At 44.9% G+C, this 17969-nt stretch carries 13 protein-coding genes and 1 pseudogene; 1 reads left to right on the top strand and 13 read right to left on the bottom strand.

Annotated features, from left to right (window positions below):
• Positions 1-148 precede the first annotated feature (148 nt).
• A pseudogene (locus tag NSQ55_RS16955) lies at positions 149-301 on the top strand (YHYH domain-containing protein); the annotation flags it as partial.
• Between the two features lie 613 nt (positions 302-914).
• Here NSQ55_RS16955 and glnA read toward each other — a convergent pair.
• The 13 genes from glnA to mutS form a co-directional block, all read right to left on the bottom strand.
• On the bottom strand, positions 915-2243 hold the full coding sequence (glnA, locus tag NSQ55_RS16960) for a type I glutamate--ammonia ligase (RefSeq protein ID WP_036687730.1): 1329 nt from the start codon (positions 2241-2243) through the stop codon (positions 915-917).
• A gap of 33 nt (positions 2244-2276) precedes the next feature.
• Positions 2277-2687: a MerR family transcriptional regulator gene (locus NSQ55_RS16965; RefSeq protein WP_019910684.1), complete on the bottom strand. Its 411-nt coding sequence runs from the start codon at positions 2685-2687 to the stop codon at positions 2277-2279.
• Between the two features lie 62 nt (positions 2688-2749).
• A complete protein-coding gene (locus NSQ55_RS16970) occupies positions 2750-4024 on the bottom strand; it encodes a methionine gamma-lyase family protein (protein WP_076184443.1) in 1275 nt (424 codons plus the stop codon).
• Positions 4025-4157: 133 nt separating this feature from the next.
• A complete protein-coding gene (gene hflX, locus NSQ55_RS16975; RefSeq protein WP_076128387.1) occupies positions 4158-5447 on the bottom strand; it encodes a GTPase HflX in 1290 nt (429 codons plus the stop codon).
• Positions 5448-5702: 255 nt separating this feature from the next.
• On the bottom strand, positions 5703-6677 hold the full coding sequence (locus NSQ55_RS16980; RefSeq protein WP_076098759.1) for an AAA family ATPase: 975 nt from the start codon (positions 6675-6677) through the stop codon (positions 5703-5705).
• A gap of 317 nt (positions 6678-6994) precedes the next feature.
• Positions 6995-7651, bottom strand: a complete 657-nt coding sequence (locus NSQ55_RS16985) for a YdcF family protein (RefSeq protein ID WP_076128385.1) — start codon at positions 7649-7651, stop codon at positions 6995-6997.
• 2 nt (positions 7652-7653) lie between these two features.
• On the bottom strand, positions 7654-8208 hold the full coding sequence (locus NSQ55_RS16990) for a DUF402 domain-containing protein (protein WP_036687739.1): 555 nt from the start codon (positions 8206-8208) through the stop codon (positions 7654-7656).
• A gap of 186 nt (positions 8209-8394) precedes the next feature.
• On the bottom strand, positions 8395-10953 hold the full coding sequence (locus NSQ55_RS16995; RefSeq protein WP_339168175.1) for a PBP1A family penicillin-binding protein: 2559 nt from the start codon (positions 10951-10953) through the stop codon (positions 8395-8397).
• A 139-nt stretch (positions 10954-11092) separates the two neighbouring features.
• Positions 11093-11332 (bottom strand): RNA chaperone Hfq, encoded by a 240-nt coding sequence (gene hfq, locus NSQ55_RS17000; protein ID WP_036687741.1) that lies wholly within the window; start codon positions 11330-11332, stop codon positions 11093-11095.
• Positions 11333-11351: 19 nt separating this feature from the next.
• Positions 11352-12332, bottom strand: coding sequence for a tRNA (adenosine(37)-N6)-dimethylallyltransferase MiaA (miaA, locus tag NSQ55_RS17005; RefSeq protein WP_175619957.1), 981 nt, complete (start codon positions 12330-12332; stop codon positions 11352-11354).
• Positions 12322-13101: a class I SAM-dependent methyltransferase gene (locus NSQ55_RS17010; protein ID WP_248548858.1), complete on the bottom strand. Its 780-nt coding sequence runs from the start codon at positions 13099-13101 to the stop codon at positions 12322-12324. Before NSQ55_RS17010 ends, miaA begins: the two co-directional genes overlap by 11 nt.
• Positions 13102-13145: 44 nt before the next feature.
• Positions 13146-15131: a DNA mismatch repair endonuclease MutL gene (gene mutL, locus NSQ55_RS17015; protein WP_339168177.1), complete on the bottom strand. Its 1986-nt coding sequence runs from the start codon at positions 15129-15131 to the stop codon at positions 13146-13148.
• Positions 15132-15173: 42 nt separating this feature from the next.
• Complete coding sequence (mutS, locus tag NSQ55_RS17020) at positions 15174-17903, bottom strand: DNA mismatch repair protein MutS (RefSeq protein ID WP_076184448.1); 2730 nt, start codon at positions 17901-17903, stop codon at positions 15174-15176.
• Between the last annotated feature and the right edge of the window lie 66 nt (positions 17904-17969).

The following is a 17969-nucleotide window of genomic DNA, read 5'->3' on the forward strand; positions in this document are numbered from 1 at the left end:
GCCTTTTTGCGAACTTCGTAAATTCGTCATGACTTAAGTTATTCGCGAAATCATTCAACTATCCTGCCCCGTTAGCTTAATAAGGGATAAGTGAAAATGTATTCTGATAGACTACTCCAAGAATCAAACATTGGGGTATTTATTTTTTATGAAAAGAATTATTGTTCCAATCTTCATGTCACTTGTCTTATTATTGATGCCTGTACTTGCTGAGGCACATCCAGGACGCACAGATGCAAATGGGGGTCATTATTGCCGCACAAATTGCGCAAAATGGGGACTGGAAGACGGAGAATACCATTAGGTTCAAATTCTAAACCGGCTGCCACATTTGTAAGACGTTAGATTTTTCAGCTGAGGATGAAGCAACTCTATTCGGAGATACAAAAACGTTTAATTCGCAACGAACGATAAAAATTAGTCAATCTATCATTAGCGGTCTAAAGCACACATTAAATATCAGAACCAAAATAAATTAGCTTGGAAGGGTTCCTATAAACATAAGTTAAACTTAGTTCTTTGTAGAGATGATGGAAACTTCATGCCAAAGTCTTCTTTATTCAATTCTTTTTCGCGAATTTTGAAACGTATTGGTCTCCCGGCGATGCCGATTCATTCTTTTCGTCACACTCATGCTGTTCTTTTACTTGAGGCTGGTAACGATATGAAGTAAGTACAAGAACGTTTAGGTCACGGTAGTATGAGAATCACAGCGGACATATACACACATATTTCCAAGAAAATAAATGAAAGCAGTATGGAGAAATTTGAAGCTCATATGAGAAGTATCCTCGAATGATCACTACATTTTTCGGGGGCATTACGGGGGCGTTCATAAACCTCTACAATATCTCCTATCCTTACCCCTACAGAAAAAAAACCCTCAACGCTTAGAGCGCCAAGGGTTGATGTAACTAGTAAAGTGTCATGTATTGGTTTCTTTCCCACTCATGAACTTGTGTCCGGTAGATATCCCATTCGATTTCTTTCAGCTCGTAGAAGTGAGCCAGGGCATGTTCGCCGAGAGCTTCGGTAATTACATGGCTGCGAATCATTTCGCTTAGCGCTTCTTTCAAATCGGATGGCAAGCTTGGGATGCCTTCTTCAATACGCTCTTCCTCAGACATCACATAGATGTTACGGTCAATTGGAGCTGGAAGATCAAGCTTACGCTTAATTCCGTCTAGCCCTGCTTTCAACATAACAGCAAGTGCGAGGTATGGGTTAGCTGCCGGGTCCGGGTTACGAACTTCAACACGTGTGCTAAGCCCTCTCGAAGCCGGGATACGAATCATCGGGCTACGGTTACTTGCAGACCAAGCTACGTAACAAGGTGCTTCATAACCAGGAACAAGGCGTTTGTAAGAGTTCACTGTCGGGTTAGTAATCGCTGCAAAAGCACGAGCGTGCTTCAAAATACCAGCCATATAATAACGTGCAGTTTTGCTCAGACCTAGCTTGTCACTTTCATCGTAGAACATGTTTTCTTTGCCATTAAACAAGGATTGGTGAGCGTGCATACCAGATCCGTTAATACCAAACAATGGTTTAGGCATAAAAGTTGCATGCAAGCCATGTTGACGGGCAACCGTCTTCACGACGAGCTTAAAGGTTTGAATTTGGTCAGCAGAAGTGATCGCGTCAGCATATTTGAAATCAATTTCATGCTGGCCGGAAGCCACTTCATGGTGGGAAGCTTCGATTTCAAAGCCCATTTCTTCAAGGGTCAATACGATTTCACGACGGCAGTTTTCCCCTAAGTCTGTAGGAGCTAAGTCGAAATAACCACCTTGGTCATTCAATTCTGTAGTTGGGTTACCTCTTTCGTCTGTTTTGAACAAGAAGAATTCAGGTTCAGGTCCAACATTCATCGCTGTAAAGCCCATTTCTTCGGCTTCCTTCAGACAACGCTTCAGGATACCACGTGGGTCTCCAGCAAATGGAGTACCATCCGGCATATACACGTCACAAATCAGACGTGCAACACGGCTATCAGTCACCCAAGGGAAGATTACCCAAGTATCAAGGTCTGGGAAGAGATACATATCGGATTCTTCAATCCGTACATAACCTTCGATGGAGGAACCATCAAACATCATTTTGTTGTCGAGTGCTTTTTCCAATTGGCTAACCGGAATCTCTACATTCTTGATAGTACCTAACAGATCTGTAAATTGCAGACGAATGAAACGAACATTCTCTTCCTTGGCAATGCGTAAAATATCCTCTTTAGAAAAGCTCACGTGATCCTCTCCCTTTCAAAACTCTGTATATTATTATTTATTAAAAAACCGGGATAACTCACCTTGAATAAGCGATACCTGTCCCGGTCTTTTACCGGAAACTAGTTCTTGCTTCAGCAAACGGTGAAGCTGCGAATCTGATAGCTCTCTACGTCTAACCTCTGTGTCAGGGGTAATCACAGTAGCTTCTTCGGATTCCTTCGAGACTGGGTTCATTACTTGCTTGATGCCAGCAATGTTAACACCCTTTTCAATCAAGGCCTTAATTTCTAATAGGCGCTCAACATCATTAAAAGAGAACAAACGTTGATTCCCAGAGGTACGTGCAGGTACGATTAGACTATGCTGTTCATAATAACGAATTTGTCTTGCAGATAAATCAGTTAACTTCATTACAATTCCAATAGGAAATAATGCCATATTTCTGCGGATTTCATCACCCATGACTCATCCAACCTTCCAATGATCTTTTTCTGATCTCATTGTACATTTCCTAATACAGCGTGTCAATGGTGTGTAAGATTTTCTGACAGTAATTTTCGATCACGCATACTTTGGAGTGCCATCAAAACGCCATATTTGACATGGGAGTAGGTTAATCCCCCTTGCATATAGCCAATATAAGGCGCACGGATAGGCGCATCTGCCGATAACTCTAAGCTACCACCTTGTATAAACGTACCTGCCGCCATGATGACAGGATGTTCATATCCCGGCATATCCCATGGTTCTGGAACTACATGGCTGTCTACCGCCGCAGCACGTTGAATTCCCTGCACGAAGGCAATCAAGTGATCCGGTCCATCAAAGGAAACCGCCTGAATCAAATCTGTACGAGGTTCATTCCACGCTGGTTTCGTCTCAAACCCGCAGCGCTGAAATACAGCTGCCGCAAAAATACTGCCTTTAAGGGCTTGTCCAACTGTATGCGGAGCCATGAACAGACCTTGGTATAACCCGCGGGTAGTTCCTAACATTGCGCCTACCTCGCCACCGATACCAGGAGCTGTAAGACGGTACGCTGTAAGCTCTACTAGATCTCTGCGCCCACAGATGTATCCACCCGTCTCAGCAATTCCACCACCAGGATTTTTAATTAATGAACCCGCTACTAGATCCACTCCAACCTGCGGAGGCTCAAGCTCTTCAGTAAACTCACCATAGCAATTATCAACGAACACAATAACATCCGGTTTCAATGACTTCACTCTCGCTGTCATGTCACCTATTTCGGCTACTGTGAAGGAAGCACGCCAATCATAACCACGCGATCTTTGGATTCCAATTACTTTAGTTTTCTCATTGATAGAGAGAGTTACCTCTTCCCAATCAATCTTACCCTCTGATGTAAGGGCAACTTCCCGATATGTAATTCCGAAGTCTGCGAGTGAGCCTGTCCCATCTCCTGCTTGGCCAATCACCTTGTGTAAGGTATCGTACGGACGACCTGTGATGTATAAAAGCTCGTCTCCTGGTCGCAGCACACCAAAGAGGGCTGTTGAAATGGTATGTGTTCCTGAAGCAAAATGCGGGCGCACCAAAGCTGATTCCGCACCAAAAACGTCAGCATAGACAAGATCCAGCACTTCGCGTCCACGGTCGTTGTAAGCATACCCCGTTGAACCCGCAAAATGATAATCACTGACCTGATGACGTTGAAACGCTTCAATAACCTTCCATTGATTCTTATCGACAATTCGATCGAGGGCTTTGACTGCACCTTCGATTTCAACTTCTGCGGACTCTGCCGCTCCTAAAATATCTTCTGCAAAAACTGCCATTAGTTCTTATTCGCTCCTTACATTTACTTGCCATCATAATGACAGAAAGCGACAGTTGCCTGACGCTTTTTGTCATTAGCTATTATTTTATACCTATACAACAAGCATTTCCACTTTAGGGGAACAAAGAAGATTACGGCTGGTCCACAAAATCAGCAAGCATGTAACCCCATTTATCATAATCCTCTTTATTAAGACGGACGTTATAGATAACATCGTTCTCATCATAGGTGGTTTCCAGAACCTCACCTACTCTGTAAAGCAGGGAAGAAATATCGCCTCGGTCTCCAGGAATGCGAAAATTCAGCGTATCTCCAGCCAATTCATCAGAGATAATTTCAATAATCCGGGTTAAATCCTCAGGGTTAAACGCACTGATCTTCAAAAAACCTGTACCTGTTGGCAGCATTTCCAGTTGCTCAGGCTCACATAGATCGATTTTATTAAAAAGCACTATTTGCGGTTTGCTGGCTGCCCCTAAATCTTGCAAAATAGTTTGCACAATCTCCATCTGCTCCTCACGCATTGGAGATGAGGCATCCACTACATGCAACACCAGATTGGCCTCATTGACTTCCTCCAGCGTTGCGCGGAAAGATGCTACAAGATCATGCGGAAGATTCTGAATGAAGCCTACAGTATCCGTAAGCACTACCTCTTTGCCACCCGTTAGTTGAAGCACACGTGAAGTAGGGTCAAGCGTAGCAAACAATTGATTCTCAATATAAACATCCGCATCCGTAAGCTGCTTAAGCAGCGTCGATTTACCAGCATTCGTGTAGCCGACTAGAGCAACCTGCACTGCCCCTGCTTTACGGCGGCGTTCACGGTGCAATTCACGGGTTTTAACTACCTCATCCAACTGGCGTTTCAACTCCGTAATCCGACCGCGAATATGACGGCGATCGGTCTCAAGCTTACTTTCACCTGGTCCTCTGGTTCCTATACCCCCGCCTAATCTGGATAAGTTTTTGCCTTGACCGGATAACCGCGGCAAAAGATAGGACAGCTGTGCCAGCTCTACTTGAATAATACCCTCTCGCGTTTTGGCCCGCCCAGCAAAAATATCCAAAATGAGCTGCGTCCGATCAATAATCTTCAGATCCAGAGACTCTTCAAGGTTCCGTACCTGCGCTCCAGATAATTCCTGATCAAAAATAGCCGTATTAGCTCCAAGACCATCAGCGGCCATGCGGAGCTCTTCTACCTTACCTTTCCCGATAAACCATTTTGAATCCGGTGTTTCCTTATTCTGACGCAACACATCCAGGACTTCAACACCTGCTGTTTCTGCTAATTGTACTAATTCCTGCAGAGAAAGCTCTGGGTCAATACCGGTACGTTTAATTTTATCTGTGACGAGAGTGACCAATATCGCCCGATCTTGAATATCCGTTTCTGTATCATGCGTAGTTATTGCCATTTATTCATGCTCCTTATGACGGTAATAGAATCTTTGTGTACCATTTAATCAGTTTTTCACTTCTTGCTGATGTTATACAGATGAACCTGTTCATTCACAGCGCTTCAAAACATTTTATCATAAGTTTCATTGGTAATATAGGCTGATAATGGAACGGCTCACCATTCTGTCCGCATTTTCATTATGATAATCTTCAATCTTTTATAAAAAGATAAACCGACTAAGCACGTATAAACTTAGCCGGTGTCAATTTATTTAAGAAATTATACTCTCCCCTTTTGAATAATCATCGACCGGAAGAACAAGGTCTCTCGGTAAGATCTCCATCAAAGATTGTTTAGATATTTTGACATGCCTGCTTATTAATCTAACCGCTTGATGGCGGATTGCCTGTTCGAGGATATTGCGTACATAACGGGCATTACTAAAGTTTTCTTCAATAATTTTCTCATTAAGGATTAACTCTTTTAGTTTCCCGTTTGTTTCTGGAGTAATTATATAGTCTCTTTCAGCAGCCATTTTATGTGCAATCAATATCAGTTCATCTGTTGTGTAGTCCTGAAAATCGAGTTGAATTGGAAATCGTGAGGGAAGCCCGGTATTAGCCTCCATGAACATCTCCATTTCATTTGGATAACCCGCTAAGATAATGATGAGATCATCATTCCTGTCCTCCATAACCTTTACAAGACAGTCGATTGCCTCTTTTCCAAAATCCTTATCTCCGCCTCTAGCCAAGCTATAAGCCTCGTCAATGAATAATACGCCACCCATAGCCTTCTTAACAAGGTCTCTGGTCTTTTGAGCTGTATGCCCTATGTATTCCCCCACTAAATCCGCTCTCTCTACTTCGATTAATTGACCTTTACTTAATATGCCCATATTCTTTAACAGCTTGGCAACGATTCTTGCTACAGTTGTCTTTCCAGTCCCGGGGTTGCCTTTAAACAACATATGATAAACCTGATTAACTACATTTAACCCCAGTTCTTGTCTCATTTTTTCCACTTGGATAAGCGCATGAATTTCATATATAAGATCCTTCACCTTTTCAAGACCGATAAGCTCATGAAGCTCTTGCAGGATTTCTTTTGTAGATTCTAAATGATTATTTTGAGCCAGCGCGCTCTCCAATGTTTCATTCGTAATATTTGTTGGGTCTTGATTTTTGAAAGTTATATTCATTCTGGAATCATTAATGGTTATCTTTCTTAAATTTTCTTCACCCATTGTAATCACCTCGTTAGAGCATTATATGCAATAACTGAATGACATCATGCACTTGTTTTAAAGAATGGGGTTTCGACATTGGATTCCCTGCTATCTCTCGCATCTTCTACGATGGTACACGAGGATAAAATGACCGAAATGCATAAAAGTCATAAGCAGACATTTATTTTTTTATCATTTCACAACCCCATTATTTTTGATATACAAATAACAAATAGCCCCCCTTTAGAGTTTAGTCCATTTGGGGGCTGGCTTTTCTAATCAAGTCTCTTCCGGAATAGGAAGCATTATTAGAAGATTCTGATATTTGGGAACAATTACAGGAACAACTGCTGGATTTTCCATTTCGTATAGGCTAGAATTTCACGCGACTTATGCCTTGTCATCGACAGAACAGTGGATTCAGTAAGCCCCAGTTCAGAATTCACATAACCGAGCTCGTCCGCGATTTCGTGTGAACGCCATCCATGATATGTATGCGTAATAATAATTGCTGAGGACAATCCCTCACTTGTCATAATTGCTTTGCTATACAGAAGATTCTCGTAAGTGCTGGTAGCTTTATTTTCAACAGAAATGGCGCTATCCGGAACTCCATGAGCTACTAAATAATTGCGCATGCCTTGACCTTCGGTATATTTAAGATCAGGTTTATCCAAACCTCCAGAAACTATGAAATGCGGGAACATCCCCTCTTGGTAAAGCTTAAGCCCGTAATCCAATCGTTCCTTCAATCCCGGGCTAGGTTCATCTCCCCACATCGACATGCCAAGAATGATCCCTGTATCGGCTTTGAGCATAGGATCTGTCGTTGCAGCTTTATTGATATTCCTCAATGCGTACGCACACCACAACAAACCAACTACAACAATAACCATTAAAGCAATAAGCAACGTTCGTTTAGACCAAATTCGGCGTTTTTTGCGAACAATCCGAATCGGGGAAGAGTCTCTTCCATAAACGTACCATTCCATCTTTATTTCCTCCTGAATTCTCCATGATGAAATAATTCGGCACGATGTTTCAAAGAGAGTGAGAAATAAGGGAAAGCATGAGCATCGATGCCACGTAAAATAGTATGGGCAGTCTCCCAGGCTAGCTTATAATCGCTTTCTGAGATGTCTTGCCTCTCCAGTGCTTCCTCCAGTTCATCCTCATCGAGCAAAAACACCTCGCCGTTCCAAAGTACTACCACGTCCAGATACAAATCGTCAAACCAAGGCACACCTTGGTCAGTAACGCCTTGCACTTTACAGGTGTCTATGTACCATTGAACAATATTTTGTTTTTCGTCGAACATAGCCGTCACAATATAGTGACTATCTTTCGGAAAATATTGCAGCCAGGAATAACCTTTATCTGCAATACGATATGTATGTCGTCCATAGCTCTTCCACAGTGGTTCTTTCAGCCCGTAGATGGTATAAAGCGTAATATATCCGCTGAATTCCCGGCTCTCCACATAGCGGCAGGCAAAATGGCGACGCGTAATCCGGCGCCAGTTGGCCCGGTCTCCGAATTTACGTTTCATAGAAATTACCCTCTCCAGTATGGTCTATTCAGCTTAACACATTTAGAGGATACACTCAAAATATCCCGCAAAATACAAGAAATTTTTCTTCTAAACCTAATAAAAACGGCAGTCCAGCTTCGCTCTATAAATAAAGCAAAGCTGGACTGCCATGGATAAAGCTATTGTTTGAAATTCAAATTCGTTTTATTGAGTGGAAGAATCCCCGTTCACAAAACCTGTCTCTGGATCAGGGTTTGTGGATACATTCCCACTCTCATCGCCGGAACTCTCTCCACCGATAGTGGGTTCTGGAGTTGGGGTCGGCATTGGTGTTGGCGGTGGCGGGGTGATTTCAGGGATTGTAGTACCACCGTCATTTCCGCCACCCTCATTGCCGCCTCCGTTATTGCCACCATTTCCATTCTCTCCGTTGTTGCCACCGTCCTCGGGGGTCGGGGTCGGAAGATTAGGATCTATGGTGGGTTCAGGGGTCGGCATTTCATCCTGCACGGATACACTAACCACATTGGAGGGCTCGCTCTCCACTTTTAGCGCAGGGTCATAAGAAGTTACATAATACTCGTAAACCAAACCAGGCAGTGCACTAAAATCGCCTGCGCTGGTAGTCACTGTATTTAACAGTGAGCCAAATTCAGCTTCCGATGTCTCTCTACGATAAATACGATACTCAACGCCGGCAACAGGAACTGCCTCCCAATTGAGATTTACAGTCATCGTAGAAGGATCATATGCTGCTGATAGTCCAGTAACAGTCTGAGCTGTTTCTGGTGTTTCAGTAGGCTCAGGGGCAATCTCGTTATCGAGGTGCGGGAAGGATTTCTTAGGAACATCCTTCAGCGCTTCCTCCATGACCTTACCCCAGAAAGCAGCGGCAAGCGGACTGCTGTTCTTAAGCAGATGCTTTTTACTTGGCTTGTCGTAACCCATCCAGACTGCTGCAGTCCATTCTGGCGTATAGCCTACAAACCATACATCACGGTTCGAGCTGATTCCAGAATATCCACTTTGCGTCGTACCGGTCTTACCGGCAACAGGACGGTCAATCCTAGCTTTTCTACCCGTACCGCTCTCCACGACCTTCTGCATCATCTCAGTCATTTGATAAGCTGTTTCCTTACTCATCACTCGCTCAGGCGTTGTATTCGCTTTGTAGACCGTCTCACCACTGCTGTCAGAGATGGATTTAATGGAATAAGCCTCTCTTAATTCGCCGCCATTTGCAAAAGCGCTGTAGGCTTGCGCCATTTCCAGCGTATTGGTCCCTTTGCTCATGCCTCCAAGAGCCAGCGAGAGGTTCTTATCCTCATCTTCCAATCCAATGCCTAGTTTCTTGGCAAATTTAAATCCGGTATTCACACCAATTTCATTGAGCAGCCAAACAGCCGGAATATTCTCTGATTTCTGAATGGCATCACTCATGTTGATGCTCTTAGAATATCCGTGCAGGTTGGTTGGACAATAGTTCGCGAAACATTGCTTCTCGTTGCTTAGCGTTGAATTCATGGTGAATTTCCCAGTTTCCAGCGCTGGAGCATAAGAGACAATTGGTTTGAAAGCAGAACCTGGAGAACGACGGCTGCCAGTTACACGACTGTAGCCTTTTTTCTCATAATTCCGTCCGCCAAGGAGTGCGACAATGCTGCCATTCTCCTGATTCACAATCGTCATTGAGCCTTGTACCAGCTCTTCATCTACACTCTTTTCAAAATTATCACTATCTGCAAAAGCATCTTCAACCGTTTCTTGAGCATGCTTATCCATGGTAGTGTAAATTTTGTATCCGCCGATATTCAGATCATCTTCTGACAATCCAAATTTTTCTTCCGCCTCATCTACTGCAAAATCAATAAATGCTTGATAACGCTGTTTCTTTTCTGGCGGCTTATAGTTATAATCTACGGCTTTTGCTTCGTCTCTTTCCTGCTCCGTAATGTACCCTTGCTCATACATAAGCTGAAGCACTACTGCCCGGCGTTCCTTCGAAAGATCAGGGTTACGCAGCGGGTTGTAACGAGACGGGCCTTTTGGCATAGCCGCCAATGTCGCGATTTCCCAAACCTTAAGCTGACTCAAATCACTTTTACCAAAATATCTTACTGATGCTGCTTTAATTCCGTAAATTGTACCCCCGAAGTTAATCCGGTTCAGATACATGGTAATAATCTCTTCTTTAGATTTCTGATTCTCCAGGGCTACGGCAATCGACACCTCAGTTGCTTTACGGAAAAACGTCTTGTCCCGTGTCAGGAAGATGTTTTTGGCGAGCTGTTGAGTAATGGTACTACCGCCCTCTACCATACTTCGTGCGGCTATATCCTTTACTGCTGCCCGGCCAATCGACCATAAATCCACACCAGAATGTTCGAAGAAACGTTTGTCCTCTGTGGCTACAAAAGCGTTAACCAATAACGGTGGAATTTCTTCATACTCTACTGGATCACTTTTCTCCAGTGATAATTCGCCGATTAAATTAGCATTGCGGTCATATACCTTAGTCGTTTCATTCACTGTTAGCTTATCTTGGTTCTCAAGCAGAAGCTTTTGACCATTTAGCATAATGAACAGATATCCACCTAATGCACAGAAAATGGCCAATGCCGTAGCGAAGAACAAGCTCCACAGCACACGCTTCTTCGTCAAAAATTTCTTTTTCTTTTTTGGTTTTGATTTTGGTTTTGATTTGGAACTGGACGATCCTCTATCTCTATTGTGATTCGTCCTGGATGTATCGTCTCTAGACATAATGCCTCCTGACTCCCTTTCGGAAATAAACATAAATGGTCTGCCATGAATGAAAAGAACAACCTTCACAGGTTGCTCTCTCACACTCTATTCAAACGATTTATAAACAAGAAAGGTTTCAATTCATTTTTGATAAATGTTATTCTTCACTACTGCTGTCTTGCATCAGTGATACACTACGTTGTGGTGTGAACGTGGAAATTGCGTGTTTATACACCATTTGCTGGCGTCCATCACTGTCAATGACGATTGTAAAATTGTCGAATGCTTTAATTATTCCCCGGATTTGAAAACCGTTGGTCAGATATACCGTAGCAGGGATATTTTCTTTGCGTAGTTGGTTCAAGAATGTATCTTGGATGTTAATGGACTTGTTCATATGACGTACCCCCAATGGTTCAATTAGATTGTTCAGAAGTATATTCAAGACCTGAGAGAAACTTTCCTGCTATTATACCACGTATTTTTGAGAAATTCTCAGAAAAGTTTTGTTCACCTTCGACATCGATCCACTCGATTTCCTTCATGTGGCGAAACCATGACAACTGTCTTTTGGCGAATCGGCGAGTATCGCGTTTAAGCAGTATCACAGCTTCTTCCAGCGTCAGCTCTCCCGCCAGGTAAGCGGCAATTTCCTTGTAACCCAATCCCTGCATGGACACAAGGCTTCTGCTGTAACCGTTATCCAGCAGTCCCTTCACCTCAGCAACGAGACCATCCGCCAGCATGCTATCAATTCGGTCCTCAATACGTTTATATAGTATTTTCCGGTCCATTGTCAAACCTATGAGACATAAGTCATAGGGAGATTCCTTCTTTTGAGCAGCATGAGAAGCGGAAAGTGTAGTGTTTGTCTGGTGTTGAATTTCCAGTGCACGGATAATTCTGCGACGGTCGTTAGGATGAAGTTTGGCTGCGCTGACTGGATCAACCGCCTCGAGTCTGGCATGCAGTGCAAGCGCTCCATGTTCTTCCGCAAATTGATCCTGCTCTTTACGGAAAGCTTCATCAGCCACTGCTTCCGAGAACTGAAAGCCGTAACATAAAGACTCAATATACAGTCCAGTCCCCCCTACGATAAAGGGAAGCTTCCCTCTAGCGCTTATCTCCTCGATGAGTCTAGTGCCCTGCTCTTGAAATTCAGCGGCAGAATACGCATCCTGCGGATCATGAATATCGATCAGGTGATGGGGAATGCCGTTCATTTCGGCGGGTGTAATCTTAGCTGTACCAATATCCATACCACGATAAACCTGCATCGAATCGCCGGAAATAATCTCAGCGTTATAAGCCGCTGCCAGCTCCAGACTTAACCGGGTTTTGCCTACGGCAGTTGGTCCTAACAGCACTAGAACCTTATGCCTTTCTTTAGTTGTCAATGTGTATCACCCCGTACGATGTTTTGGAGTTGCTTCGGAGCAGCTCAGTAAACCCTAGGCGTTCAAATTCGCCACTCAAAGCCTTTTCTTTTAAAAGAACAGTCTTACGGGCGACCCTAACCGCTTCGGCTACACTCTCTGTCGATAAGGCTGCACGGTTAGCGAATTGCCGCAGCGGGGAAATCGAGGCAGAACCCGTCAGAGGCACGCGAAACATAGGATCAAAGTAAACAATATCCACACTTCGATCTGGTTGAGACCGTAAATAATCCAAATGTTCACTATGCACGACATTAACTCTGCGTAAAGCCTCATTGACCTTTACTTGCCCAGAGATGTAATGAGTCATCCCTTCACTGAGCAGTGCGTACAGCGGTAATGAGCTCTCCAAAGCGGTAACCTCTGAGGACTCACCACCATGTACAGCAAACAGTAAGGAGTCAGCTCCTAATCCAGCTGTACAATCCAATACGCTATCTCCGGGAAGCATTCGAGCGGCAACAAGCATCGGCTCGATCTCACCCTTTAGAATTCGTTTAGCGCGAACGAAGCCCATGCTCGGATGAAACTCCATAGGCTCCATTCCTAAGCGGTGTAGTCGAACAGCGTCCTGAGATAGAATCAGAATATCCTCATCTCCGTAATGTTCAACCATCCTTGTAATGGAGAGCTTCTCACGTGGAGCATAACTACAACCCGTTCTCTCCGCAAGGCTTTGCGCGCGTTCTACTATTTCCATTATCGGGCTATACCCCGTAGTTATAATCATGGTGCCTCCAGTCTTGCTCTTAACAAATTTCAAAAAATGTATAATTACATAACCCGCTTGAACAATTTCTCTAAATCATAGGATGAAAAAGAGATCACAATCGGCCGTCCATGTGGGCAAGTATACGGTTGTTTGCACTCTGCCAGTCGGGACAACAGAGCCTCCACTTCCTGTTCTGTTAGTTTATGGTTGGCCTTAATCGAGGCTTTACATGAACACAGAATCGATGACTTTTCTCGTAGCTTCGCAAGATCAATCATACGCTCGCTTAAGACCCACTCCGCCATTTCTTCAACGACCGCCTTCTCATCCCCTTCAGGAAACCAATAGGGCAAAGAACGAACAAGAAAGGTCTGTCCGCCAAAGTGCTCAAGGTATACCCCGGCCTGCTGAAACCAATGTAGACGTTCACTAAGCTGACGACTTTCAGAAGGCGTGAACTCCAGTGTAATCGGCAGTAGCAGCTCCTGTGAGGCATCCTCCGGCCGACCAAATTTCTCATAGAAGTATTCGTAATTAATACGTTCATGTGCCGCATGCTGATCGATTAAATAGAGTCCTCCATCATTCTGGGCAATAATATAGGTCCCATGATGCTGGCCTATATAATTAAGCTCAGGAAAGGCCGGAAGTCCAGGCTCTTCTTGTTGTGGTGGAGCCCATAGCTTCTCAACCGAAGGGAGCTGCTTCTGCGCCATTGACGTTTCTTGCGGGCGATAGCTATTGGAATAACTAGTATTCGCATTAGTTTGGCGCCCCTGCGAAGATGAAGACGGATAGCCTGATCCGTAAGCTGGAGCTACCTCGCGAGCTACCTGATGATCCGCCTGACCATCCTTGCTAAAATCACGGGAATTACGGTCAGGGTTCGATGACTGTAGTCCACTTAAGAAGCTGGCTGATCCCGTAGGGGCTGTATCCTTCTCATCACCATTCGAAGATGACGGCGGAACAGCTCCTTTGGAAAAAGCAAATTGCTCCTGGATAAAGGAGCTGCTGCCCTTGGGTCCGATTGTTTCCTTGCTTGGACGTGGAATCAGACTTTGCCCCAGCAGTATTTTGCGGATCTCCTGCTCAACAAAGGTGTAAAGCTCATTCTCCTTACTGAATCTAACCTCGAGTTTTGCTGGATGTACATTGACATCTACCAAAGAGGGGTGCATATCCAGTTCAAGAACTAATAACGGATAACGGTTAATCGGAAGCAAGGTGTGATAAGCACGCATGATTGCTGCGTTCAGTCCATTACTGCGAATATAACGTCCACCGACAATAGTAGTGATTGCATTTCGATTGGAACGTGTCCATTCTGGACGACTAATATATCCGGAAATCCGGTAATCCAAGTCTTCTGCCGTAATCGGCAGCATTACTTTGGCGGCATTGGTTCCGTAAACAGCTGCGATGACCTGCAGCAGATCACCATTTCCGAGCGTATGCAGCAGTTGATTGCCATTATGATGCAAGGTAAAAGAGATCCCCGGATGAGCCAGCGCCATGCGGTACATGGCATCTGAGATATGGCCCAGCTCCGTCTGAATACTCTTCATATATTTCAGCCTTGCCGGCGTATTAAAAAACAATTCACGAACGGCAAGATCACTTCCCCGGCCGGAAGGAGCGTCCTCATTTCGTATGAGATTGCCACCCTCAATGTCTACTAGGCGCCCTTTGCCGTCATCGGCAGTTGCAGTTAGAAGCGATACCTTGGAGACCGCGGCAATACTGGGAAGTGCCTCTCCGCGGAAGCCTAAGCTTGTGATTTGAAATAGATCGCGGCCATTCAGAATTTTACTTGTAGCATGCCGGTAAAAGGCGGTCTCGCAATCTTCAGGATCAATCCCGGAGCCATTATCTTTAACGCGGATGCTCTGCAAGCCCCCCTCTTCTACCGATACCTCAATTCTTGTACTGCCAGCGTCAATTGCATTCTCGACAAGCTCCTTTACAACAGAAGCTGGCCGCTCTACTACTTCACCCGCAGCTATCTGGTTGGCAATATGCTCGTCCAATATATGAATTTTGGCCATTTCATTCACCTCTTATTTAGGCAATCAATTATTATAAAATCTTTATTGCAGATCCTTAACCTTCATCTTCAGCTCGTTCAACAGACTCATCGCCTGCAGCGGCGTCATATTCATAAGATCAGCGTCACGCACAGAAGAAATGAACTCTTTTAGCGCAGGATTCTCTTGGATTTCAGTTACCGCAACTTGATGTGCACTACCTTTGCGATTCTTGCGTGGTTCTTCCTCACCAAAGATAGACAACTGAACAACCTCATTTTCTACAGGTGCCTCAGTGATGACACTTACGGCTTGCGCTATCGAGGATGCGCTAGCAACTTCTCTTACAGCCGCCTGTCTTTCGAGGCTTCCCCCGTAATGAAGTTCAGAACCACCAGGATGGGCTGCCTGCTCAATGCTCTGCAAGAGACCATAAGCTCGGTCAATAATCCCTTCAGGAAGACCTGCAAGACGTGCACAATAGATCCCATAGCTGCTGTCAGCCGCTCCAGGAACTAGCTTGCGCAGGAAGTTTACTTTATCACCGCTCTCCTGAACAGCCATAGAGTAATTCCGCAGTCCTTTAAGACTCCCTTCCAAATGAGCCAATTCATGAAAATGCGTCGAAACTAGAGCTTTGCAAGAAATAACATCATGTACATATTCAATAACCGCCTGAGCGATGGCCATACCTTCACTGGTCGAGGTACCTCTTCCCAGCTCATCAATAATAATCAAGCTACGAGCTGTTGCTTTCTCTGTCATAACCTGGATATCAGCCATTTCCACCATAAATGTACTTTGTCCACCGATCAAATCATCAGCTGCTCCAATACGAGTAAAGATCCGGTCTATAAGCGGAACTTCAGCACTGTTTGCTGGTACAAAACATCCAATCTGAGCCATGATGCAGATCAGCGCCACCTGACGCATGTAAGTACTTTTTCCCGCCATATTAGGACCTGTAATTAGAAGGATATTACCTTCTTCCTTACTCAGCGTGCTTCCATTTGCAATAAAAGCAGAATCTTTAAGCACCGCCTCCACAACGGGATGACGGCCCCCTTCAAGCCGAAGATCATAACCATCCGAAAGGACTGGCTTCACAAAACGATGTTCGGCACTAACTGCCGCCAAGCATTGATATACATCAATTTCGGCAACCTTTTCCGCAAGATTTTGCAGGCGGGGAATTTGCCCGCTGATGCGATCACGCAGCTCGGTAAACAGGCTGTATTCCAAATCCGTCATTTTATCCTGAGCTTCAAGGATGAGTGCTTCCTTCTCCTTAAGCTCAGGAGTGACAAAACGCTCTGCGTTGGCAAGCGTCTGCTTACGTTCATATCTTCCTTCCGGCAGTGCAGCCAGATTGGATTTGGTGATCTCTATGAAATACCCGAAGATTTTGTTATAGCCGATCTTCAGTGACTTAATGCCAGTGGCCTGTCTTTCCTTAGCTTCCAGTTCAGCGATCCAACGTTTACCGTTACTGCTAGCTTCCCTAAGCTCGTCCAAACGTTCATGATAACCGGAACGGATAATGCCACCGTCGCGCACAGACACCGGGGCATCCTCGACGATTGCGCGGTCAATATCCTCTCGCAGCTCAGCGCATTCATCCATACTTGCACCGATCTCTCGTAAAGTAGCTGAACCGGAGGTCATACATAAATCCTTCAATGCAGGAATTTGTGCCAGCGATAATTTCAGAGCATTCATATCACGGCCATTGGCGCTGCCAAAAGCAATACGACCCACCAAACGCTCCAAATCATAAATTTCTTTAAGCGCTAAACGCAGGTCCTCGCGAACGATAAACTGATTGTACAAATAATCGACAGCCTCTAGGCGCCGTTCGATCGGAGCTCGCTGCAATAGCGGCTTATCAATTCTGCGGCGCAACAGACGGGCGCCCATCGACGTTTCCGTTCGATCTAGCAGCCAGAGCAGGGATCCTTTTTTGGAGCGTTCGCGAACCGTCTCGGTTAGTTCAAGATTCCGGCGTGTAAATGGATCTAGAATCATATAATTGCCTGGTTCATAAGGAGAAATCTGACTAAGCTGCCCTAACGAACGCCGCTGGGTCTCATTCAGATAAGAGATCAGAAGCGCCAGACATTGTCCACGTTCCTTCTCTAGACGTACCCATGCCGCTTCACCGAACTGACGACGTGCCAGCTCCTCCTCGCGTTTCTCCCAAGGGGTGTAAACTACAGGTTTGGCTAACAGCGGCGTTTCGCTTCGCAGGATCTCCAAAAGTGCAGCGTCTCCGATGATCTCAGCCGGTTCATAAATGCCAATCTCATCACGCAGCCATTCGGCTCCAGATAATACCGAAGTAACATACAGCTCACCAGTTGTTAAATCGCAGGCAGCTAATGCCATCATTCCGTCACTTTCGGTGACGCAAACGAGGTAGTTATTGCTCTTGTCAGCAATGATTTTTCCATCCATCACGGTTCCTGGTGTCACGACGCGTACAATATCCCGCTTCACCATGCCTTTAGTGACTGAAGCATCCTCTAACTGCTCACAAATGGCGACTTTATATCCTTTTTCTATCAGGCGTTGAATATATCCCTCGGCGGCGTGGTAAGGCACTCCACACATAGGGATTTTCTCCTCGCCCCCGCCTTCGCGGCCTGTCAACGTAATCTCAAGCTCCTTGGAAGCCAAAATGGCATCTTCAAAGAACATTTCATAGAAATCGCCCAGTCTAAAAAATAGGAAGGCATCCTTAGCCCCTTCCTTTACCTTTAAATATTGCTCTATCATCGGCGTATATTGTGCCATGGTCAACCTCCATGCCTATTTAATGCTGTCCCCCATTATAACAGAAAATTGATGGACAAAGTTACC

Origin of the sequence: Paenibacillus sp. FSL H7-0943, assembly GCF_037963265.1 — a bacterium.
GTDB classification, from domain to species: Bacteria; Bacillota; Bacilli; order Paenibacillales; family Paenibacillaceae; genus Paenibacillus_AQ; species Paenibacillus_AQ odorifer.